Source organism: Cyclobacterium roseum, from assembly GCF_010119225.1.
In the GTDB taxonomy this organism is placed as follows: domain Bacteria; phylum Bacteroidota; class Bacteroidia; order Cytophagales; family Cyclobacteriaceae; genus Cyclobacterium; species Cyclobacterium roseum.
Genome location: NZ_WNKF01000010.1, coordinates 196,151 through 219,205, shown reverse-complemented (window position 1 = coordinate 219,205; position 23,055 = coordinate 196,151). Strand labels below are relative to the sequence as shown.

Below are 23,055 nucleotides of genomic sequence, written 5' to 3'. Positions count from 1 at the left end.
CCCAATTAGGCAATGAGCCTTAAGTTTGGGTATACAGGAGAACAATAGCTGGTGAACGCATTGTCGCTTATACCGCTCATCGCGATTAACATGTACGAAAATGAGTATTTTTATTGAAAAATTAATGAAGCTTTTCTTCCTGTTGTCAATCATTCCCTTTTTGCTATCCGAAAAGCTTCAACAGAAGTATGACCTAAAAATAAATCCTCAGGTAGCCTATTCTATTTTTACCGGGCCGAAAAAGGTTGCCAAGATTGAGGAGAACTTTATTGACGAAACCAGTGGTATGGCGGTGTCCCGAAGGTTTCCGGATTTGATTTACGTGCACAATGATAGCGATGGAGCTCCCGAAATATACGTGTTGGATACGCTTGGCAAGTATCAGGGGAAGATTCGGCTGGAAGGTGTGGTTAACCGGGATTGGGAAGACCTTGCTATGGGCCCGGGTCCCAAAGAGGGAGAATCCTATTTGTATATTGGAGATATTGGGGATAACTTCAGCAAATACGAAGAATTGATTATTTATAGAATTCCGGAACCCAGGGAGGTAAGTGCAGAGTGGGTGGTCGTTCCTGAAAAGATAACGTTGAGGTATCCCGATGGTGCCAAAGATGCGGAAACCTTACTAGTAGATCCTATCAGTGGGGATTTATTTGTGTTGACCAAAAGAGATGCCCGCAACACCCTGTACAAAGTGTCGGCTACTGACTTGAACGATGGTGATACCGTGGTATTGGAGAAAGTGATGGAATTACCCATAATGCTATCGGTAGGCGGGGATATATCGGAGGATGGTTTACAAGTGGCCATCAAAAATTATTGGGTAGTGTATTATTGGGAGAGAGTGCCAGGGATGTCCCTGGAAGAATGCCTGATGCAAAAACCCCGGCTCCTTCCCTACGATCCCGAACCGCAGGGCGAAGCACTCGCATTTAGCCCTGACGGAAATACTTACTTTACCCTTAGCGAAAAGAAATTGCGGGTGGACCCGGTTCTTTACCGTTACGAGAAAATGCAAAAAACAGATTGAAATTGACTGAATACGAAACCCCAAAAGGCCTGTCGGCCAAAGCGTACGATTCCGGTTTTGAACTGGCTCACGATTCCTACCAATCCCTAAGCAGGGCCAGTGACGGCAGGTTGTATTACGTGCTTTCATCCGAATCACTGGAAAAAGGCGGACAGCTTTTTCGCTTTGATCCCGCGACGGAGCAAATTGACCGCTTGGCTGATTTGACCGAAGCTTGCGGCGAATCCAAACTAAATGCCATCCCTCAGGGCAAAAGCCATGTGCCCTTTTTCGAAAGCGGAAAGAAGCTGTATTTTGGGACCCACGTAGGTCACTACGAAATGATTCAAGGTATGGAACGGTTACCGGAAAATCCTCCCAATGGCCTGAAACTGTATCCTGGCGGGCATTTTTTATGCTGGAATATGGAAACGGAAACGCTGGAAGACTTGGGAAAAGTTCCCAATGGAGAAGGGATCCTAACCCTGGCCATGGATACCCACCGCAACCAATTGTACGCCCTTACATGGCCCTACGGGAATTTCATCCATTTTGATCCGGAAAGCAAAGAAATCATACAGATCGGCTCCATCTCTGAAAAAGGGGAAGCTGGCTTTCCGGGCAAGGATTACCGGGTATTGTGCCGCTCCATGCTGGTGGATCCTGATAACGGAAAAGTATATTTTACCAATGCGGAAGGAGATATCTTCTCCTATAGTCCCTACCTGAAATCCAGGCCTGAAAAGCTCCGAAACGTTCATATGCGCCGGGATTACTTTGGCGAATACGATCCCAAAATACCCGGAGATATGGGATACAATTGGCGTAAAATTCTTTGGAACGGGTCAGAAAATACAGCCTACGGCATTCACGGAAACTCGGGTTACCTCTTCCGTTTTGATCCTAAAAAGGAACAGTTAGAGGTAATCGATCGCTTGTGTTCCCTGCCTTCAAAGAGAAGTGGCATGTTTGACCAGTTTAGTTATGGCTACCTGGGCTTTGATTTGGCACCCGACGGCGAAACCCTTCACTATCTCACCGGAGGACCTGTAGGAGACGGCCTGTACGAAAGCAAGAAAATTGCCAAAGGAGCCGCCAAAGCACTGGAAAACCTGCATTGGGTGACCTACCACCTTCCTTCCGGGAAGTATACGGATCACGGTCCTGTTTTTTATCCGGATGGCAGTATTCCTACCTATGTGAATTCACTTGCCCTGGACGAGGATCAGCAGGTATATGCACTCGCAAGAATGAAAAAACCCTGGGGAGAAATTCAGGATCTGATCAAATTGCAGCCCTTCGATACCGCTTAAGAAAAGCAGGGGAAGCATTTTAGAAAATTAAGGGTTTTCGCTCATTTGCAATCGAAGTACCCCACCCTTGACCAGGTCATTGTGACGAACGCCCATCTCCTGAAACGGTTTTCCATTGAAACGTTTACCATGGATATAATAGTGATCGGGTCCGTTGTTCTCCGCCCGGATGGTGATGGTTTTTCCCGGATAATAATCCGGATGTAACTGGATCACGGCTTTGTCAAAAATGGGACTTCCCAATTCATAGATAGGGTTTTCATCCGTTCCCGCATTCATCTGAAACAAGCCCAGCTTCATTAATACGGCCAGCGAACCCATAAGGCCCTGATCCTCATCGCCATTATAGCCCAGGTGTGGGGTAAGTGCAGAAAAAGCCTTGTCTAACACTTTTCGTGACCAATACTGCGTGAGATCCGGCCGGTCCAGGTAATTGAAGACATAGGCCATCTGCATGGAAGGCTGATTGCCGTAGTTTACCGGGATTCTCCGGTATTCGGGATGGGTTTCTACGGCATGAGAAGTGCCCGAGGTGAAGCCCAGTTTTTCTGCTGCTAGAAACTGTTCCTGAAGTTTTTCAACGGCTTTTTCTTTTCCGCCCATAAGTTCAGCCAGGCCAGGCAAGTCATGCGGCACAAACCAGGTAAACTGGGCGGCATTGGCTTCCACAAACCCCTTACCATACTCATAAGGGTCGAAAGGTTCCATCCATTCTCCTTCTTCGTTTTTGGGCCGCATCCAGCCGGATTCGGGATCGTAAACGTTTTGATAATGGTTTGACCGGGCCAGAAAATGGGCCGTATCTTCTTTTTTCGAAAGGGCCTTGGCCAATTGCGCCAGGGTCCAATCCTGAAAACTGTATTCCAGTGTTTGCCCCGCACCTTGCTCGTGCCCGCCAAACCGGCCCCTCGGATTGGGATAGGGGACGTATCCTTTATCTATATAGTCTTCCACATTGCCGCCCTTGGCTGAAAGGTGTTCGTATCCGGATCTGCCCATCATTCCCCCGGGGAGGTGGTTTTTCTTTAGCCCCTGATAAGCCATCTCCACGTCAAACCCTCGTATCCCTTTTTGGTACAGACCGACAAAAAATGGCGTGGAGGAAGCTCCGGTCATGACATTGGTATAATTGCCTCCGGAAGGGCCCCTTGGAATCAAGCCTCCATCCTGGTAATACTGCAGAAAACTATTGGCAAATTCCTCGGCAATATCCGGATAGACCAACGCCCATAACACACTAATGGTCCACTGCGCACCCCAGAAAGAGTCGGAATTAAAATGCCTGAAACGCGGGTTGCCGGCTTCGTCCAGCGGTACCTGTCCGATGCGCAGGCTGCTCCCCGTATGATCGGGATAGGCACCATTTACATCGCTGATGGTACGCCTTCCCTGCAAGGCCTTCCAGAGGTCGGTGTAAAATCGTCTTCGCTGGGCTTCGGTATTTCCTTCTACCTGAATCCTGCTGAGCATTTCGTTCCAGACCGCCCGGGTTTCCGACTCCACCTGCTCAAAATCCCAGTGGGGAAGTTCCTGCTGCATATTTTCCAAGGCATTGTCCGGATGGGTGTATGAAATACTTACCTTCATCTGCAGTGGTTTAGCCTCCAGGTTTCCGAAGCCTACAATGATATGAGGGGAATCCGGATGCTCCACCCAGCTCTGAATATCCTGGTCAAAGGCTACCTGAAAATGGACCGTGATCGGTTTGGGTCGTCTGGAGGTAGGAGCATTCGTGACACTCCCTACCAGCGTTCGGTTTCCCCTTTTTTCCAGGTGCCCATCCAACATTGCACTGGGTCCCAACGGCCCCCCCAGGTGGAACAGAACACCGGATTGCTTCCCGGAAGGAAAGTGGTAACGATGCATGCCTACCCGATGAGTGGCGGTAAGCTCGGCTTCGATGTCAAAGCGGTCCAGGTACACCTGATGGTAGCCGACGCGGATGGTTTCCTTATCATGGCTGTAAGGAGAATAATAGTCGTTTAGCAAGGCCTCTGGCGCATCCGTATAGCTCAGGGGCATCACCGAAACTCCAGACAGTTGCCAGGCATGAATGTGACTGAACCCCTTGATGCTGTCGGCATCGTAGCGGTAGCCACTGTTCCAGGCACCGTCTATTTCGTGGTCCGGACTTAGATTAACCATCCCAAAGGGACGGGTGGCCGAGCTAAAATAAAACCACCTGGAATTAGCGGCATCCAGCAGCGGGTAGACCATGTCTGCTGGCTGCGGGTCGGGTTTTAGCTGAAAGCTTAAAAGAGGTAAAAGAGCGATAAAGATGGCTAATCGGGACCAGCGGGTATTCATAAGGGACTATGGGGTTATGCGGGGTTTTTAGAAAGGGCTAACTGCCAATTCCAGCTGTCACGAAGGGAATCTTCCAGGGAATATTTGGCCTGCCAGTTAAGTTCACGATTTATTTTTTCGGTATCCGCCCATACTTTTTCCACATCTCCCGGTCTTCTAGGGCCAATTTTGTAATTCAAAGCCCGGCCGCTGACTTTTTCAAAAGCCCGGATTACCTCCAGAACGGTGTTTCCCGTCCCGGTGCCTACATTGAATAGGTCGTAGAGGGGAGCGGTTTTAGTTTTGAGATAGCTGATGGATTTTACATGTGCTTCAGCCAGGTCCATTACATGGATGTAATCGCGGACACAACTGCCATCGGGAGTGTCGTAATCATCCCCAAATACGGTTAATTCTTTCCGGATTCCTGCTCCCGTTTGAGTAACAAAGGGGACCAGATTGGATGGAACTCCGGTCGGCAACTCCCCGATAAGCCCCGATGGATGGGCACCAATGGGGTTAAAATACCGCAATGCGATGGCGGCCAGCCTGGCTTTGCTTTTAACCTGGTCGGTTAAGATATCCTCACAGATTTTTTTGGTGTTCCCGTAAGGGCTTTCCGCATCCTTTCTGGGAGTACTTTCTTTGACCGGTAGCGTGTCCGGCTGCCCGTAGACCGTACAGGAAGAAGAAAATACCAGGTTTTCCACCCCGTATATTTCCATGATTTCCAGTAGGACCAAAAGCGAAAAAATATTATTTCGGTAATAGTTAAGCGGATACTCGGTACTTTCTCCCACGGCCTTGTAAGCAGCGAAATGAATCACTCCGGTCAGTTCATTTTCCGAAAATATTCTTTCCATTAGGCGCTTATCGTTGCAGTCCCCCTCGTAACAAGGGATGGACTGGCCGGTAATTTTTTGCAAGCCATCCAAAACGCTTTTTTCGGCATTTGAAAAGTCATCGACAATGATGGGCTGGTAGCCAGCATCCACCAGAGCGACGGCGGTATGTGACCCGATGTATCCGGCTCCTCCGGTAATCAAAATTTTTTCCATGACCAAATATAAAGTTAAATCCCGTCGGGGAGAAATATTACCCGGGAAAAACCTGGTAAATGTACCGATGGTACCCATCCATTATTCTTTGGGATCCCGTTTTTCTTTGTATTTCCATTTACTTTATTTAACTTTGCGGGCTGAAAGGAGGTGTATTATATGATCGTAGTAAACGTAAAAGAGAACGAATCAATCGAAAAGGCGCTGAAGCGTTTTAAGAAGAAATTTGACAAAACCGGAGTCATCCGTGAGTTGAGAAGCAGGCAGCATTTCGAAAAGCCTTCCGTAAGCAGAAGGACGGAGGTAATTAAAGCCGCCTACAAACAAAGAATGCAGGAACAGGAAGGGAAATAAGAAAACCTTTCGTTTTCATAAAATTTATAAGCATATTGGTGTATTAAATCACCGATATGCTTTTTTCATTTATAAATTACCTGGAAAACGAAAAGAGAGCGAGTGCACATACCGTGCTGGCTTATAAGAAGGACTTGGAGCAGTTTTCTGAATTTTTAGAAACTGCTTTTGCCATGAATAGGCTGGAAGAAGCGAGCCATGCGGAAATCAGGGCCTGGATGGTGGATCTGATTGAGGAAGGACTTTCGGAGGCCACCGTCAACCGTAAAATGGCTACGCTCCGAACGTTTTTCACTTTTTTGCTCAAATCTGAAGTAATCAGCCGGGATCCCACGGTGAAAATACAGTCCCTCAAGAAAGGAAGAAAGCTCCCGACATTTATTCCGGAAAATGAAATGGCACTGCTGCTGGAGGCCGCAAATTTCGATGCGGGTTTCGAAGGGCAGCGTGATCGGATGGTGCTGCAGGTATTGTACCTGACCGGTATGCGGCTTTCCGAACTGATTGGTTTGCGATGGCATGCGGTGGACCTGGGAAGTGGGCAGCTAAAGGTACTGGGTAAAGGGAAAAAATACCGAATTATTCCTATAGCTACTCAGCTTCAAAAGAATATCCTTTCCTATAAAAAAGTATTCGAGGAAACATTTTCATTTGCAGACGGAAATGACTATTTTATCGTTAGAAACAACAAGGAAGCAGCTTATCCGATGATGATTTACCGAATTGTCAAAAGGTACCTTGATCTTTTTATTCAGACCACCAAAAAAAGTCCTCACCTAATGCGACATACCTTTGCCACCCATCTGCTGAATAAAGGAGCTGACCTCAATGCGGTCAAAGATCTTTTAGGCCATTCAAGCCTTGCCGCTACCCAGGTGTACACCCATAATTCGATCGAGAAACTGAAGGCTGTGTACGAACAGGCACATCCTAAAGCGTAAATAAAAGTCAAACTTTTAAACAGTGATTATTATGAAATTACAAATGCATTCAATTCATTTCGACGCCGATCAGAAGTTGATCAACTTTATCCAGAAAAAGGCTGACAAGCTGGATACCTATTACGATCAGATCATTGACGGAGAAGTTTTTATGAGGCTGGATAAAAATGATAGGAGTGAGAATAAAATCGTGGAAATCAAGCTGAATGTACCCGGAAAACAACTTTTTGCTAAAAGTCAAAACGATTCCTTTGAAGCCGCTGCCGACGATTCGGTGGAGGCATTGAGAAGGCAGATTAAAAAATTCAAGGAAAAGCTGGTAATCGCCAAGCAATAAGAAATGTTGTTCACGTAAAAAAAGCTGCTCTCGGGCGGCTTTTTTTCGTTTAAACCGTTCCGAAGCGCTTCTTTATGGAGCTAAACGCTCGACCCAATAATATTTTTTACCCCATTCCTTCTTTACGGCCTTTGTCTCTCCGCTGAAAATGGCCGCTATCATTTCCTGCCAGTGTTTTGGATCCCAATTCAGGCTGGCCAGATCGCTGGAAAACGCGCCGTTTGGCAGTTCCTTCTGGGGCTCGTCACAGATTAGGTACCGGTATTGTTCAGGTACTTCCGCCAGATTTTTAAACGTTTTCATCTTATATACCGGCCCCAATCCAATTCGGATTTTACTGGCGTAATGGGGATGGCCTAAAAAGGCGATTTGGCTGTTGCCGGGAATGGATTGTTGCTCCAGGTGTACGCGAAGCTGTACGCCTTGATGAGGGATGGAAAAGGGATGCGAAAGCAAAGAAAGGTTGAAAAATACCAGCAAAATAGAGGTACCCAATACCGGCAACCGGTAAGCAGGGACCGCAAGTTTGAAAGCCAGGAAGATACTGAGGCTTAGCCCGACTGCCCATTGAAAATATATGGGCAATGGATTTTTGAAGCCTATTACCGGCAACAGGGCTACCGTCAGCAATAGCCAGTTTATTCCCAGAAAGATCCATGCGGATACTTTCAGGCTGTTAGTTAGCGAATTTCCTTGTCTTTTAAGGAGGATTGCTGCCAGTCCAATGGCGGCTACAGGGGTGACCGGTAGCAGGTACCTTTCGTAAAAAGTGGATACCAATCCGGTCATGGCGATTATGGATGCAACCCAAACGGCTACAAACCCAAAAAACACCTTGTTTTCATGAAAAACGGAGAGAAAGTTTTTTTTCACGTTTTTAAGTGCCGGAATGAACCAGGGAACAAACAAAACCAACATTAAAAGCAAGGCCAGGGAAAAATGCCGGATAATCTGCCAGACCCTGCTGCCCATCCGCATGCCCAGTTGGTCCTCATAAAAGGAGTCCAGGTACACCGGCCCGAATTTATAGTACATGGCCACAAACCAAAACAAGCCAATGACGACACCACTTAGAAGAGCGGGAGGATAAAGCAGTTGCTTCAAGGATAGCGGCTGCCAGGGATTAAATCGCAGGTAGGCGATGGCGATCACTCCCAGTGCAGCAGCGGGAAGGCCTTTTACTTCAAACGCCAGTCCCAGGCTTAGGTAAAATAGCCAGAGGTATTTTTTTGGTGCCTGTTTTCCGTATCGGATCAATCCGCTCACCCCAAGGGCGGCAAGTGTCATAAAAAAAACCAGCAATATGTCTGGAATGGAACGGGTACTGCTAAAAATCACAATAGGATGCGTCGCCACTATCCAGGCAGAAATTTGAGGCAGTCGGCTGCTGTTGCTGATCAGGCTGGCAATCCGGTACACAAGCGGAATCAGGGATGCACCGGCGATCAAAAACAGGAGTCTGGAAGACAGGGCAGAAACTCCGAGGGTTTTGAATCCCACTAGCACCGTCCAGTAGGTAAGTATTGGTTTTTTAAAGCGCAAGTCACCATTTCCCAGATAGGTAGTCAGGTAATCCCCGTTTTGCATCATTTGGATGGCCGCATCCGTATAGTACATTTCGTCCGGATAATGCAAATGAAAATCCAGCGCAAACGGAGCAATTAAAAGCAGAAATGCCAGCAGAGGTAACTGGTAGCCTTCGTACCATTGTCGGGTTAGTTCCATATGATCAAAAAGAATGTACGAAAGTAGAAAAAAATACTGCTTTTGGGAAGGCATTTCTTCCCAAAAGCAGGCTTTCAATTAAATCGTTACCCTTCTTCCACTTTTGGCGGATTTCAAAATAGCTTCCACTATTTTAATATCCCTCAATCCTTCTTCTCCGGGAACTAAGGGGGCTTTATCTTCCAAAATGGCCAGGGCATCGTCATCCATCTGATTCGCCTGTTGCCAGGGAACCTGGTAGGGATGGTTGATTTCTCCAAGTGGGCTTTTGCCCTTCACACCTGCATAAGCCGAGTAGGGTTGCATTTCGATGTCTCCCTCTGCACAGTCAATGGTTAGGAAGTTGATGTTTTCCGCAAAACTGGTCTTGATGTCCGCATGCACGCCTCCGGGGAACTCCAATTTGGCTTCCACCACATCTGCCAGTCCGTCCTGGTATATTTCCGGACGCGTGGAGATGGCCTTAGCTGAAACGACCGCTATGGGCTCCATATTGGTACCCATGCGGGCACCTTGGATAGAATAGACACCCATGTCGTAGATGACCCCTCCGCCCATTTCTTTCTTTTGCTTCCAGTGGTCGGTTCTGTTTTCCCGGTAGCCGGCAGCACATTCCACATAGTTGACCTTCCCGAGTTTATTTTGCCGAACGATGGAGCGGTATTCCTGGGTATTGGGCTCATGTTGCAGCCGGTAACCAATGGTTAGTTGTACCTTGTTTTTCTCACAGGCATCGATCATATCCTGACATTCTTTGCTGGTCACCGCCATGGGTTTTTCACACCAGACATGTTTTCCTGCATTTGCAGCCCGTATGGTGTACTCCGCATGCATGGAAGGAGGGAGCACCACGTACACCACGTCGATATCCGGGTTGTCTGCAATACTATCAAAGTTCTCGTAGTTGTATATATTCTTCTCCGGCAGCTGGTACTTTTCCTTCCAGGCTACCGCCTTAGACGGAGTGCCGGTTACAATTCCTGCCAGGTAGCAGTGCTCGGTTTGTTGCAGCGCAGGAGCCAACAGGTCGGTGCTGTAATAGCCCAGCCCCACCAAAGCCACGCCGATTTTTTCTTTTTTGGATCGGGCCAAAAGTTGTAGGGGGTTGACCAGGGCAAGACTGCTGCCCAGCGCCATGGTTTTGAGGGCATTTCTTCTGGAATGCGTGTTCATTGGGTTTACTAGTTTGGTTTGATAAATAGAGTTTTCCAGGAATTCCTGGCTTTTTCACCATCAATATAGGGATTTTTAACCGATGGGCCAATAGCACCAAACGGGTTCAAATGGAGATATAGTTGGGAATGTTTTTAGGACTCCATTTGTCCCCGTTTTCAAAAAAGCGTAATTTTGGTAAAATTTTGTCCTATGGCCCACCCAGAGATTTCGGTAGTCGTCACCATTTTTAACGAAGAAGGCAATATCCCTCCCTTACTGGAGGCGATTTATGCGGCCCTTTCCTCCCTTAGCTACGAACTGATTTTAGTCGACGACGGCTCCACCGACCGATCCTTGGAAAAGATGAAAGCCCTGGTCAATGAGCGGACGAAAATTTTGGTTTTCAATAAAAATTACGGCCAAACCACCGCTCTGGCTGCTGGGATTGACCATTCCAAGGGGCAGTATATTGTGACCATGGATGGTGACCTTCAAAACGACCCCAGCGATATTCCGATGATGCTGGAAATGGCTAAAAAGGAAGATTGGGACGTGGTGGCCGGGAGAAGAGCTAACCGGCAGGATGGTTTTGTGCTCCGAAAACTGCCTAGTAAAATGGCCAATTGGCTCATCCGTACCACTACCAAAGTGTACCTTTCCGATTATGGCTGCAGTTTGCGGATCTACAAGGCTCAAATTGCCCAAAACATGGGCTTGTACGGAGAGCTGCACCGCTTCATTCCCGTCCTTGCCCGGCAGGAAGGAGCCCGAATGACCGAAGTGGATGTCAAACACCATCCGCGCATTCACGGAACCTCCAAATATGGGCTAAGCCGCACCTTTAAAGTGATCGCTGACCTCATTCTGATGCTATTCTTTCAGAAGTATTTTCAACGCCCCATCCATATTTTTGGTACCCTGGGATTACTGTCCCTGGCCTTGGGTGTTTTGGTGAACTTTTACCTATTGGTGGTGAAATTAATGGGAGGAGACATCTGGGGCAGACCCATATTGTTGGTAGGCTCCATTTTGGTGCTGGGCGGTATTCAGTTGATCACTACCGGCATTGTGGCCGAAATCATTGTCCGTACCTATTTTGAGTCACAGGATAAGAAAACGTACACCGTGAAAGCAACCCATCAAGGTGGTCAGGAAGCGAGTTAAACTTTTACTGAAAATACTCCTAACCGGAGCAGCGCTGTATTTGGTTTTTAACAAAATCGATACCAAGACCACCTGGCGAGTCATTCAGTCCGCACATATTGGCTGGTTGGCATTGGCCTGGATATTTTTTGTCGTCTCCAAAGTATTTAGTGCCTTTCGGTTAAACCGGTATTTTCAGGATATTGGCCTGAATCTACCCCAAATCAAAAACTTGAAATTATATGCCATCGGCATGTTTTACAACCTTTTTCTGCCGGGAGGCATTGGGGGCGACGGGTATAAGGTCTATCTGTTGAACAAAACCCATCAGGCACCCGTGAAAAAGTTAATTCATTGCGTGTTGCTGGACCGGGGGAACGGGCTTGCCGTACTCCTATGGCTGATGTTTGGGTTGATGCTATTTCTGGACCTGCCATGGGAATACCCCATTTCCTTATTCTGGGTGGGCTTGCTGGCCATGGTAGCCCTTCCTTTTGGTTTTTACCTGGTGATGTATCTTTTTTTTAGACCCTTTATGTCCTCCATTCCGGCAAGTACAGGGTACTCCTTTTTAAACCAGATCTTGCAGCTCTTCAGTGCCTACTTTATCCTGGCCGCGCTAGAGGTGGAACAACAATTCGTAACCTACCTGTTTGTCTTCCTGGTATCCAGCACGGTATCGGTTTTGCCCTTGACCATCGGTGGGGTAGGGGCCAGGGAACTGGTATTCGTGTATGCCCACGATCTGGTGGGTATCGATCGGAACGTGGCGGTTGCCTTTAGCCTGCTGTTTTTTCTGATCACCGTGTTGACCTCTCTAAGTGGGATTTTTTTTAAGTACCGGAAATAAAAAAAGTTTTTTGCTTTGAATGCATTGGTAGGGCGAAACTTTTTTTATGGACCCCATTTTGGGTAAAGATTGCACCATTTTTGAGGTATCGATTCTCTATACCAACGTATCTGCCCATGTACCGTTACGACTATCCCCGTCCTGCCCTGACCACCGATGCGGTGGTATACGATAAGTCAGAAAACCGTGTCTTGCTGATTAAGCGAAGGAATCCACCCTTCGAAGGTAAATGGGCCTTGCCCGGGGGATTTGTCGAGAAGTATGAATTACCCGAACAGGCCTGCAAAAGGGAGCTGAAAGAGGAAACATGCCTGGAATTGCCGGAAGGTGAAATGCTTGGCGTTTTTGCAGAAAAGGGCAGGGATCCCAGAGGCTGGATGGTAAGTGTGGCTTTCTTGTTCCCCATCGAACATACCCAGGCAGCCCGGGCCGGGTCAGATAGCAGCGAGGCAGCATGGTTTTCACTCTCCGAGCTTCCGGAACTTGCCTTTGACCATGGCAAAATACTTCAGCAGGCGGGGTTAATTTAAATCGTATGTTGTAAATTTTTTTCGTGACCAGTCAGCCTGTAATTGGAATGATAGAACCTACGGCTTTTTGATGCCGCTAATCCATACGTGCACAAATCCCCCTTGCTAAGGGGGTGAAGGGGGATTTTTTGTGTTTTGACCATTTATACGTTTACTGATTTCTGTAAATTTCCGGTAGGACTAACAATGAATAAAATTTAAATCTGTAAACTTTTTTCAGGACGGGGCTATTTTCGTCCCTAAATCCCCCAGCCCCCTTTGAGAAAGGGGGAATTGCTGAAAAGGAGATTTTTTGCTGAAATTAGGTAATGTAATCGGGTTGAAGGACCGTTAGGTTTTTGAATTCCGTAAAGCCAAACGGCTACAATTCCCTCCGCCGCGGCGGAGGGCAACGCCTGTCCCGACCAGAGTCGGGAGGGGATTTTTTTGTATTTTGACCAGTTTCAGGCCGGGTCACGCACCATTATCCTATATTAGGTTTACTCTTTTTTCCATTTACCGCATTTTTTGCGTAAGCCTATTTCAGGACGGGTCAATTTTTCGTCTTTTAATCCCCCAGCCCCCTTTGAAAGGGGGATTTGCTGAAATTGAGATTTTTTGCTAAAATTGGGTAATGCAATCGGGCTAATAAACGCCAAGGTTACTAAATTCCGTAAACCCGAATGCATATAGAATCCCTCCGCCGCGGCGGAGGAAAAGGGGGATTTGGATTCGTGCGGTTTACCGGGAACGGTATTAATGAGTAGCTTTTTCAGCCCGTTTCAATGATACTTATTCAGCTTTAATTGGGTAAACGTCCATTCGATTCACATGCAATAGTGGACTGCCAGCGCTTTCTGGTACTGTAACTAAATCCCCCTTTTAAGGGGGCAAGGGGGATTTTTATGCACATTTTAATTCACAAAAAATTTTATTTTTTTAAATTTAAATAATAAAATCCACTCATTGTTTAAGGACAAAATTGTTTAATCGAAGCGGTCAAGTACCTTTCTGATTTTTCGCATTTGATTGATTGGCTAGTTGAGAACGAAAAAAATCCCCCAGCCCCCTTTGAAAGGGGGATTTGCTGAAAATGGGATTTTTTGCAAAAATTAAAAAATGTAATCGGGCTGAAGGACCGTTAGGGTTTTGAATTCCGTAAAGCCAAACGGCTACCATTCCCCCTTATCAAGGGGGCAAGGGGGATTTTTTTGTATTTTGACCAGTTTCAGGCCGGGTCACGCACCATTATCCTATATTAGGTTTACTCTTTTTTCCATTTACCGCATTTTTTGCGTAAGCCTATTTCAGGACGGGGCTATTTTCGTCTTTAAATCCCCCAGCCCCCTTTGAAAGGGGGATTTGCTGAAATTGAGATTTTCGGCTGATTTGGTTTAGATTCATCCGCCTGAGCAAACAACTAAGGCAGGAAAGCATTCAGAAAGGATGAAATCCCGGTGCAGCGGAAGAACTCGATTGGGATTTTACCCGAAAACAAAAAAACCTGACCACAAAGGGCCAGGTTTTGATTTTATAATGGTTTGTTAAAGGCAATTAGCCAATGGAAATACGCTTGAAATCCACTACCGTCAGGCCTTTATTGACACTTTCCAGGTACTGGGCGATGGTCTTTCCGGGATCCTTTACAAAGGTCTGGCTAAGCAGGGTGTTCTCCTTGTAAAACTTATTCAATTTTCCCAGGGCAATTTTTTCCAGCATGGCTTCAGGTTTTCCCTCTTGCCTTGCCTGGTCTTTACCGACCTCTATTTCTCTTTCTACTACAGTGGAATCTACGCCGTCTTTGTCGATGGCGACGGGATTCATGGCAGCGATTTGCATGGCCACGTCCTTTCCTGCCTCCGTTACGGCATCTCCGGACTGGTTGAGTGCTACGAGTACACCTAATTTGCCATTGGAATGGATGTAAGGTTCTACCGCTTCACCGGAAACTTTCTCCAGATGAGAAACTTCGATTTTTTCACCGATTTTACCGGTCATTTCAGTGATTTTTTCGCCGACGGTGCTTCCGTCAAACGGCAAAGCCATTACCGCATCAATAGAATCCGCATTTCCTTTTACGGTGGCTTCCAATATGGAATTGGCAAAGCTGACGAATTCGTCGTTTTTGGCAACAAAGTCGGTTTCACAGGTAAGGGAGATCAGGGTACCGGTTTTGCCATCTGCACTGACATGCGTGGCGACCACTCCTTCTTTGGTTTCCCTGTCTGCTCTGGAAGCGGAAACCTTCTGTCCTTTTTTTCTCAGGATGTCAATAGCTTTTTCAAAATCTCCTTCTGCTTCGGTAAGGGCCTTTTTACAGTCCATCATACCGGCGCCGGTCTTTTGTCTCAATTTATTTACCTCTTGTGCAGTAATAGCCATTGGTCTATGTATTTTTTTGTTGATTGAAAATTAGGTACTGACAGTAAAACAAAAATTGAACACGAGGCCATTGCCCGTGTCCAATTTTATATAAAATGTCAAAGTGGATTATTCGTTGGTTTCAGCGTCGGCTGCTTTTTTTGCTTCTTCCTCTTCGGAAAGTTTGGCTTCGTCTTTATCTTTCTTTCGTTCAGACAAACCTTCTTCAATGGCTGCACCGAAGGCTTTCACCAGGAGTGAAATGGATTTAAATGCATCGTCATTGGCAGGGATAGGGAAGTCCACCTCGTTGGGGTTGGAATTGGTATCCACCAATGCAAACACCGGAATGCCCAGCTTTTTGGCTTCCGAAAGGGCAATGTGTTCCCTTTTGATATCTACGATAAACAGGGCCGCGGGAAGACGGGTAAGGTCGGCGATGCCACCCAGTACGTTTTCCAGTTTTTCCCGTTGACGGCTGATCATCAACCGCTCTTTTTTTGCCAGGTTGCTGTAAGCATCGTCCTTTGACATTTTGTCAATGGTGGACATTTTCTTCAGGGATTTACGGATAGTGGCAAAATTGGTCATCATGCCTCCCAGCCACCTTTCGGTAACGAATGGCATTTTGAGCCTTTTGGCTTCTTCCGTTACCAGGTCCTTGGCTTGTTTTTTCGTTGCTACAAACATGACTTTTTTGCCTGAGCGAACGATCTGCTTGATTGCGTTGGATGCTTCTTCAAGGCAAACGAGCGTTTTGTTTAGATCAATAATATGGATCCCATTCTTCTCCATGAAGATGTAGGGTGCCATTTTAGGATCCCACTTTCTTGTTAAGTGTCCGAAGTGAACACCAGCATCCAGTAAGTCTTTATATTCTATATTGGCCATTTAATAAAATTGTTGTTTTTATAGTTTGTGGAAAAGAATATCCGCAATTATCGTTTAGAGAACTGGAATCTTCTTCTTGCTTTTCTTCGTCCAGCTTTCTTACGTTCCACCATTCGGGAATCACGGGTAAGAAATCCTTCTTTTTTCAACGGTCCGCGGTGCTCCTCATTGATTTCGCACAATGCCCGGGAGATAGCCATACGGATGGCTTCGGCCTGTCCACTGATTCCTCCTCCGTCTACATTGATATTGATGTCGAAGGCTCCGTCTTCGTTGACCAATACCAAGGGTTGCTTTACCACAATTTGGTGCAACTCAAAGGGGAAATACTTGTCCAGCGCCCGTTTGTTTACGGTGATGTTGCCGTTTCCGGCCTTCATGTAAATTCTGGCTACGGATTCTTTTCTTCTTCCGATTTTGTTAATTACTTCCATTGATGGCTGGCATTAAAGTTTTACTTCTTTTGGTTTCTGCGCACTGTGAGGATGTTCTGAACCGGCATATACGTACAGGTTGGTGTACATTTTTCTGCCCAGCCTGTTTTTTGGCAGCATGCCTTTGACGGCTTTCTCTACCAAGGTCCGGGGGGCCTTCTCCATCAGGATTTTGGGGGTCGCTATGCGCTGTCCTCCCGGATATCCTGTATGACGAACGTACACCTTTTCGTTCCATTTCTTGCCTGTAAGCCTGATTTTCTCGGCATTGATGACAATCACGTTGTCACCACAGTCCACATGAGGGGTAAAGTTAGGCTTGTGCTTCCCTCTCAACATTTTTGCCACTTCGCTCGCAAAGCGGCCGAGGATTTGGGATTGGGCATCCACTATCACCCAATTTTTATCCACCGTGGCATCGTTCGCTGATATGGTCTTATAGCTTAAAGTATTCACTGTGTAAACGTTTAATAATTAGCTTGTTAAATACATTTCACCCTCAAAAAGGGACACAAAGATAGAAGTTAATTCCATCAATTGCAAAGGAATCTAAAGTTTACTACCTTATTTTCACAAGAATAGCGCCGCCGGAGAAGGCTTGTCCGGATCCAGACCTGTCCGGTTTCCAAAACCTGACAGGTCTACTCTCGCTAATCCATTTCCTTAAAAAGCGATTCCAAATCCAGCACAAATCCTTCGATGTATGCTGATTTGACGCTATCTCCACTGGTAAATAACCGGGAGGGTACATACTTGTCCGCTTTGAGTGTATACACCAGCAGGGTCTGCTCATTCGGATGAATGATCCAGTATTCCTTCACCCCACTTTCTTCGTAGACTTCGTATTTATATTGGAGTTCCTTTTTGTTATTCCCCGGGGAAAGAATTTCGATGATTAGTTCCGGCGCTCCCAGGCAACCGGCCTCATCCAGTTTTTTTTGGATCGCAAATCACACAAATATCCGGCTGCACCACGGTGAAAATTTCTTCGTTCTTCAATGATTTTACTGGTAAGCGCACATCAAAGGGAGCTTCATAGACTTCACAGGGCTTACCTTTTAAGAATTGGTACAATTCGGTGGCTATGTGCAGGGATATTTTTTGGTGCAGCCTTTTGGGAGCGGCATTCATTTTAAAATACCGCCCTTTGATGATTTCCATCCTCTCTTCCAGGTCCCAACGTAGGTAGTCGGCATAGGAATAGGGCCCGTATTCCGCTGCGGGTTCATTTACGCTGTTGGAGCGATTTTCGTCCATGTTGTAATTTACGAAAAAATGGGGGTAATGGAATTTGTTTTTCATCAAAGTTATGAAGTGGAGGTAAAAGGGACCAGGATGAAATGACTAACCTTTTACGATTGATCCCAGCCGCATATTTTAGGCAGCTCGGATGATATCCGCTTTAATATTAGGAAATCACTTACTCGTTAGGGTAGCTAGAATCCCGGTTACGCCAGTGCAAAACCTGCCAGGTCTCAATCATTTTGTAGGAAAGGATGGGTTGTATGTCTCGATAAACAACGAATATCATCCGGATTTTGATGAAAGTCAATTGAGGTTTAAGGTAATTCGATTTGATTGGGAGAAATGAATAGGATAGCTCTGCTCTGTGCAAGTCTTTCTTTCGGGGGCACAGCCCGGTGTGGATAGCTTTTGACACCCCTGAATCTGCGAGTCCAATTGCAAGTTGGGAGATTAAGTTGTTTCCGTTAATGCTTTTGTTCCCTCGTTTTCGAATTTTAAGTTCTGATTGCCTTGATTAGGGCTGCCGAAGGACAATGGTTCTATTTAGTGGTCGCTGATTCTTCTTCCTACTTTTGGGCCTGGAAATACCAAACCTGTAGGCAGGAGATCAAGATAAAAACCCTTCCCCTCGAAATCCCCACACCCTCCTGAGTAAATTCAGGACAGGCTCGCTTTTCTGCCGGCCTTTGCAATTGACTCTTTCCAAGCCGTTTCGTCAAAGATGGTAGCTACTTGTAATAAAGGGATCAAGGTTTTATGAGTTGGATTTGCTACACTAAACTAGATAGAGGAGATAAATTTCCGCCTTGCAGATTTTGGCGTTAAGAAATTCGGACGGAGGGAAGGGAAGGGCAGAGGCATGTTTGACGATGGTTTTGGTTTGTAATTGCCTTTCTTAACGAGCTTTTATTACCAAAACCTGAGGAGTTTGCCTATGCGCGGGGGGCGTCCGTATTTTAGCTAAAAGATGCACAGCGGCGGGGTTTTTGGTTACTTTTTGACCTGAAGCAAAAAGTGACAAAAGTTAAAAACCCAATTGACCGCCGAATTCCTTTTCCAGCCGGGCACCGTACCTTTTTAACACTGGCCTTTTTGAGTTTTGCAAAATGCTACCTAAGCTAATTAGCGGCTTTTGAGAGTAATTGTGATTTCCTTTAGTTAGGTGACCGCTTGAATTACCGGATTAGAAATAGAAAATCCGGTTTTCTGGAGACTCAATTCGCTCCCTTTATCGGTGCACTATCGTAGCCCTGGGTAATCAGAAGGCGCAGCCGGAGTATTTGTAACCGATTGTTCCTGGCATTAGCTTTCCAGCGGTATCCTGGACCCCACTCTTCCGTTAATCCCGCTGCTACTAACTGGTTTTCTCCAATTGCTTGATCAATACCGCGAAATCCTTGGGATAGGGGGCTTCCGCAGTAATGGGTTCACCGGATAGGCCCTCAAAGCTGATGGAATGTGCATGGAGGGAAACCCGCTGCATGATGGGCCGTTCCTCGGTGTCTTTTTTTAGGTTAAACTTGCGCTTGAGCTGGGACAGGTAGAGGGGCTTGCCGCCATACAGCGTATCCCCGCAAATGGGGGCACCCAGATAGGCCAGGTGTACCCGGATCTGATGCAGCCTGCCGGTGATGGGCTTACAGGCGATCAGGCTGTGGGTAAAATAGGTTTTTAGGGTTTTGAAAAGGGTTTGCGCCGGTTTTCCCTGTGCCGCAATGCGGGCGATCCCCTTGTTGCTGGCCGTCAGGTTGCGGTCCACCAGAACCCCGTCTAAATCGTGGATGCCCTCGGCTACGGCATGGTATACTTTTTCTACGGTACGGTTTTCGAATTGCAGGGCGATATGCCGGTAGGCTTCGGGGTTTTTGGCAAAGACCAGGCAACCGGAGGTTTCCTTATCCAGCCGGTGGCAGACCTGCAAGTCTTCCCAATACTCCTTCCCGATGGCAAGCATGTTTTGCGCTTCATGCCGGTCTTCCAGCGTGGCGAAGTAAGGAGGTTTGTTGACGATGATGTAATCCTCCGTTTCCAGCAGTATCAGTGATGTAAAGTCTATTTTTTTCATACCTCCCTATTTCGGCCCAAAGTTCCGAAATTAGCCGGTATAAAAAAACCAAAAGAAAAGAAAGGAGCGGGGTATCGCATGTTGCGTAGTATTTCTCGCAGCGGTCGCAACGGGTTCGCTACGCACGCAGCGGCTGGTTTCATTGTGCTTCGAATGCGCACAAATCTCCCTGCTAAGGTGTTGTAGCCGTTTAGGTTTACGGTATTTCAATAGCTTCACGGTCCTTCAGCCCGATTATATTTTTCAATTTTCGCTATAAAGCACATTTTCAGCAAATCCCCCTTTCTCAAAGGGGGCTGGGGGATTTAGGGACGGAAATCTGACAGAAAATTACGATCTTAAAAACGGAATACACGAAAAAATCCCCTCCCGACTCTGGTCGGGACAGGCGTTGCCCTCCGCCGCGGAGGGAATAGTATCCGTTCGGGTTTACGGTATTTCAAAAGCTTCACGGTCCTTCAGTCCGATTACATTTTTCAATTTTTGCAATAAATCCCATTTTCAGCAACTCCCCTACCTTCAATCATACCAACCCGGCAATGACCTTTGCCAGTCTTTCTTTTACTTCCCGGGCCAGGGGCTTGATTTCATCTTTGCCTACCGGGACCATAGCCGCTTCCGGGTCGATGGCCGACACCTCAAACTTGCCATCTGGTAGTTGGCGGATGCTCACATTGCAGGGCAGCATGGCGGTCATGTTGGGGTCGATGCTTAGAACCTTGTCAGCAAAACCAGGGTTGCAGGCACCCAGAATCAGCATCGGAGGATAGGTTTTGTCCAACTTCTTTTTCATCGTGGCCTGTATGTCTATTTCGGTCAATACCCCAAAGCCCTCTTCCTTCAGTGCGGCGGTTACTTTCTCTTTTACGATATCGATGGAAGCGGCTTCCAGTTGTTTATCCATGTGGTAACTCATATTCTACGTTTTTTTGGTTGAAATTTAAGTTAAAGCTACGCTAATTTCGTACCACTTCCTGTGACTTGGGTCACAGGCTATCTATAAACAGCTGGTCGCGTTAAAATGAGCATGCTGGCTCAGGTGATCATGCCCATAATGGCAATGAAATGCAACACCGTCCCTGCCAATACAAACAGGTGCCAAATCGCATGGGCATAGGGCATTTTTTTATTGGTATAAAAAATTACGCCAATGGTATAGGCCAATCCTCCTGCCGCAATGAGCAAAATGGTCTCCAGTTGGAGTTGGGCTACCAGGGGCCGGATGAAAAAGACGGCCAACCAGCCCATGCTCAGGTAGAGGATAAGTGAAAGTTTTGAAAATCGATGGGTATAAAAAATTTTAAAAACCAATCCGATCAGGGTAAGTCCCCAGACGACGCCTACATATACCCACCCCGAACTTCCTCCGAGGCCAATTAGTAAAAAGGGCGTGTAGGTTCCCGCAATCAAAAAATAAATGCTGATGTGATCGAAGGTGCGCAATAAAGATTTGACAGGGCCTTCGGGAAAAGCGTGGTAAAGGGTGGAAAAGGTGTACATCAGTAGGATGGTGGCCCCGAAAATACTGCAACTGACCACGTGGATCAGGGTTCCGTTTAAAACCGAAAAAACGACCAACAAGGCGATGGCCACGATACTGAACAGAATTCCAAAAAGATGGGTTATGCTATTGGCAAATTCCTCTTTCAGATGTTGGTTACTTTCATCGGGCCCAGGCATGGAGGTCTGACATTTGGTGTGGTTACAAATATCGGGTAGAAAATCAAGGGTAACCAGCGATTGCTTCGGAATTTATGAGAGGGAAGCTGAAAGCACCTTCCCTGGATACCCCGGCCTTAAAAAAAGGAAAAGGCACCGATTCTCATCGGGGCCTTTCGTAAAAATGTTGCAAGGAGTAATAAAAAAATTGTCGCTGTATTACTTTTTCAAAAGTAGGGGGAATTAATTTTTAACCGTACGAAGGGCGGTTAAGGATTCATTATAAAAATCGTTACCAATTAATAATATAATAACATCATCTATGACCGACCGGTAGCACTGGTTTTATGTCAGGTATATTTTGTACTTTTGCAGGAATTTATGAAAGCAAGAACCTTAAAAAAAGATAAAGTCAATATCATCACCATGGGCTGTTCCAAAAACCTGGTGGACTCTGAAGTGCTGTTAAGCCAACTGAAGGGAAATGGTATTGATGCCCGGCATGAATCCAATGCCCGGGACAATAACATCGTCATCATCAATACCTGCGGCTTTATCGACAATGCCAAGCAGGAATCGGTCAATACCATTCTGGAGTATGCTGCTGCCAAGGACAAGGGATTGGTGGACAAGGTCTATGTGACCGGTTGCCTATCCCAACGGTACAAAGATGACCTGGAGGCAGAGATCCCGCAGGTAGATGCTTTTTTTGGTACCCGGGAGTTGCCAGCTTTATTGAAAAAGTTTAAAGCGGATTACAAACATGAACTGGTGGGGGAACGGTTACTGAGTCATTCGGTGCACTATGCCTATATGAAAATTTCCGAAGGCTGCGACCGGCCCTGTTCCTTCTGCGCCATTCCGCTGATGCGGGGAGGCCATGTATCCCGGCCCATTGAAGAACTGGTAAAGGAGGCACAGCACAAGGCCGCTAACGGTACGCGGGAGCTGTTGCTGATCGCTCAGGATTCCACTTACTATGGACTGGACTTGTACAAAAAACGCCGCCTGGCGGATTTGCTGGAAGCACTTTCCGAGGTGCAGGGAATCGAATGGATCCGACTACATTATGCCTATCCGACGGGATTTCCCCTGGACATACTCGACGTGATGGCGGCGAAAGAAAATATCTGCAATTACCTGGACATCCCTTTGCAGCACGGCTCTACTTCGGTACTAAAAGCCATGCGAAGGGGCACCACTCGGGAAAAACAGGAAGCCCTGATCCACCAAATCCGGGAACGCATACCCGGTATTGCCATCCGCACCACCTTGATCACCGGTCATCCCGGAGAAGGGGAGGAGGAATTCGAAGAAATGATGGACTTCGTGCAGCGCATGCGCTTTGAGCGATTGGGGGTTTTTACCTATTCCCATGAAGAGGATACCCATGCGCATAGCCTGGAAGATCATGTGCCGGAAGAAGTAAAACAGGAGCGGGCCAACCGGCTGATGGAAGTGCAGGAACAGATCTCCTTCGAACTCAATCAGGAAAAGATTGGAAAGACCTTCAAGGTATTGATTGATAAAAAGGAGGGAGGCCATTTTGTGGGACGGACGGCTTACGATTCGGTGGAGGTGGATAATGAGGTGTTGATAGATGCGGCTAGTGGTTATTGCCGCATTGGTGATTTTGTTACGGCAAAAATAGTGGATGCTACCGAATTTGATCTGTACGCAGAGGTGATCGCAGCCAAGGCGAACTAAATTAATTTTCGAT

At 46.8% G+C, this 23,055-nt stretch carries 20 protein-coding genes and 1 pseudogene; 9 read left to right on the top strand and 12 right to left on the bottom strand.

The genetic code is table 11. The features are described from left to right. The first annotated feature begins 100 nt into the window (after window positions 1–100). Together GJQ68_RS15405 and GJQ68_RS15400 are read left to right on the top strand one after the other, a co-directional pair. Window positions 101–1,030, top strand: a complete 930-nt coding sequence (locus GJQ68_RS15405; RefSeq protein ID WP_162418203.1) for a hypothetical protein — start codon at window positions 101–103, stop codon at window positions 1,028–1,030. 2 nt (window positions 1,031–1,032) lie between these two features. Beyond that, entirely contained in the window at window positions 1,033–2,322 is a 1,290-nt protein-coding gene (locus tag GJQ68_RS15400) for a hypothetical protein (RefSeq protein ID WP_162418202.1), read from the top strand. A 27-nt stretch (window positions 2,323–2,349) separates the two neighbouring features. Here GJQ68_RS15400 and GJQ68_RS15395 read toward each other — a convergent pair whose 3' ends face one another. Together GJQ68_RS15395 and galE are read right to left on the bottom strand one after the other, a co-directional pair. Beyond that, window positions 2,350–4,629, bottom strand: coding sequence for a GH92 family glycosyl hydrolase (locus GJQ68_RS15395; protein ID WP_162418201.1), 2,280 nt, complete (start codon window positions 4,627–4,629; stop codon window positions 2,350–2,352). A 14-nt stretch (window positions 4,630–4,643) separates the two neighbouring features. Next, window positions 4,644–5,666 (bottom strand): UDP-glucose 4-epimerase GalE, encoded by a 1,023-nt coding sequence (galE, locus tag GJQ68_RS15390; RefSeq protein WP_162418200.1) that lies wholly within the window; start codon window positions 5,664–5,666, stop codon window positions 4,644–4,646. 159 nt (window positions 5,667–5,825) lie between these two features. Between galE and rpsU the strand changes: the two genes are divergently transcribed. From rpsU to hpf, 3 genes are read left to right on the top strand one after another with little or no spacing between them, the layout of a single operon-like run. Continuing rightward, entirely contained in the window at window positions 5,826–6,020 is a 195-nt protein-coding gene (rpsU, locus tag GJQ68_RS15385; protein WP_162344160.1) for a 30S ribosomal protein S21, read from the top strand. A 56-nt stretch (window positions 6,021–6,076) separates the two neighbouring features. Further along, the gene (locus GJQ68_RS15380) at window positions 6,077–6,961 is read left to right on the top strand and encodes a tyrosine-type recombinase/integrase (RefSeq protein WP_162418199.1); all 885 of its coding nucleotides are present in this window, start codon (window positions 6,077–6,079) and stop codon (window positions 6,959–6,961) included. A gap of 31 nt (window positions 6,962–6,992) precedes the next feature. Then, the gene (hpf, locus tag GJQ68_RS15375) at window positions 6,993–7,298 is read left to right on the top strand and encodes a ribosome hibernation-promoting factor, HPF/YfiA family (RefSeq protein WP_162418198.1); all 306 of its coding nucleotides are present in this window, start codon (window positions 6,993–6,995) and stop codon (window positions 7,296–7,298) included. Window positions 7,299–7,370: 72 nt separating this feature from the next. Here hpf and GJQ68_RS15370 read toward each other — a convergent pair whose 3' ends face one another. Both GJQ68_RS15370 and GJQ68_RS15365 read right to left on the bottom strand, forming a co-directional pair. Next, window positions 7,371–9,023 carry an ArnT family glycosyltransferase gene (locus GJQ68_RS15370; protein WP_162418197.1) on the bottom strand — a complete coding sequence of 551 codons (1,653 nt, stop codon included), beginning with the start codon at window positions 9,021–9,023 and terminating at the stop codon, window positions 7,371–7,373. Between the two features lie 78 nt (window positions 9,024–9,101). Beyond that, window positions 9,102–10,196: a Gfo/Idh/MocA family protein gene (locus tag GJQ68_RS15365; protein ID WP_162418188.1), complete on the bottom strand. Its 1,095-nt coding sequence runs from the start codon at window positions 10,194–10,196 to the stop codon at window positions 9,102–9,104. Window positions 10,197–10,388: 192 nt separating this feature from the next. Between GJQ68_RS15365 and GJQ68_RS15360 the strand changes: the two genes are divergently transcribed. The 3 genes from GJQ68_RS15360 (at window position 10,389) to GJQ68_RS15350 (ending at window position 12,701) form a co-directional block, all read left to right on the top strand. Then, window positions 10,389–11,342 (top strand): glycosyltransferase family 2 protein, encoded by a 954-nt coding sequence (locus GJQ68_RS15360; RefSeq protein WP_162418186.1) that lies wholly within the window; start codon window positions 10,389–10,391, stop codon window positions 11,340–11,342. Then, window positions 11,323–12,171 carry a lysylphosphatidylglycerol synthase transmembrane domain-containing protein gene (locus GJQ68_RS15355; protein WP_162418185.1) on the top strand — a complete coding sequence of 283 codons (849 nt, stop codon included), beginning with the start codon at window positions 11,323–11,325 and terminating at the stop codon, window positions 12,169–12,171. Before GJQ68_RS15360 ends, GJQ68_RS15355 begins: the two co-directional genes overlap by 20 nt. A 116-nt stretch (window positions 12,172–12,287) precedes the next feature. Further along, window positions 12,288–12,701: an NUDIX domain-containing protein gene (locus GJQ68_RS15350; RefSeq protein WP_162418183.1), complete on the top strand. Its 414-nt coding sequence runs from the start codon at window positions 12,288–12,290 to the stop codon at window positions 12,699–12,701. Between the two features lie 1,533 nt (window positions 12,702–14,234). Here the strand turns inward: GJQ68_RS15350 and tsf are convergent. The 8 genes and pseudogenes from tsf to trhA form a co-directional block, all read right to left on the bottom strand. Beyond that, a complete protein-coding gene (tsf, locus tag GJQ68_RS15345) occupies window positions 14,235–15,062 on the bottom strand; it encodes a translation elongation factor Ts (protein ID WP_162418182.1) in 828 nt (275 codons plus the stop codon). 108 nt (window positions 15,063–15,170) lie between these two features. Further along, window positions 15,171–15,932: a 30S ribosomal protein S2 gene (rpsB, locus tag GJQ68_RS15340; RefSeq protein ID WP_162418181.1), complete on the bottom strand. Its 762-nt coding sequence runs from the start codon at window positions 15,930–15,932 to the stop codon at window positions 15,171–15,173. Between the two features lie 47 nt (window positions 15,933–15,979). After that, on the bottom strand, window positions 15,980–16,366 hold the full coding sequence (gene rpsI / locus GJQ68_RS15335; protein WP_162344170.1) for a 30S ribosomal protein S9: 387 nt from the start codon (window positions 16,364–16,366) through the stop codon (window positions 15,980–15,982). Between the two features lie 12 nt (window positions 16,367–16,378). Beyond that, a complete protein-coding gene (gene rplM, locus GJQ68_RS15330; protein WP_162418179.1) occupies window positions 16,379–16,822 on the bottom strand; it encodes a 50S ribosomal protein L13 in 444 nt (147 codons plus the stop codon). 194 nt (window positions 16,823–17,016) lie between these two features. Beyond that, window positions 17,017–17,623, bottom strand: a pseudogene (locus GJQ68_RS15325) (Uma2 family endonuclease). A gap of 1,342 nt (window positions 17,624–18,965) precedes the next feature. Continuing rightward, window positions 18,966–19,676, bottom strand: coding sequence for an RluA family pseudouridine synthase (locus GJQ68_RS15320; protein ID WP_162418177.1), 711 nt, complete (start codon window positions 19,674–19,676; stop codon window positions 18,966–18,968). Between the two features lie 523 nt (window positions 19,677–20,199). Further along, the gene (locus GJQ68_RS15315) at window positions 20,200–20,592 is read right to left on the bottom strand and encodes a DUF302 domain-containing protein (RefSeq protein ID WP_162418175.1); all 393 of its coding nucleotides are present in this window, start codon (window positions 20,590–20,592) and stop codon (window positions 20,200–20,202) included. A gap of 119 nt (window positions 20,593–20,711) precedes the next feature. Beyond that, window positions 20,712–21,356 carry a PAQR family membrane homeostasis protein TrhA gene (trhA, locus tag GJQ68_RS15310; protein WP_162418173.1) on the bottom strand — a complete coding sequence of 215 codons (645 nt, stop codon included), beginning with the start codon at window positions 21,354–21,356 and terminating at the stop codon, window positions 20,712–20,714. A 360-nt stretch (window positions 21,357–21,716) separates the two neighbouring features. On the opposite strand from trhA, the gene rimO reads away from it, so the two are divergent. After that, entirely contained in the window at window positions 21,717–23,042 is a 1,326-nt protein-coding gene (gene rimO, locus GJQ68_RS15305) for a 30S ribosomal protein S12 methylthiotransferase RimO (RefSeq protein ID WP_162418172.1), read from the top strand. Window positions 23,043–23,055: the final 13 nt, after the last annotated feature.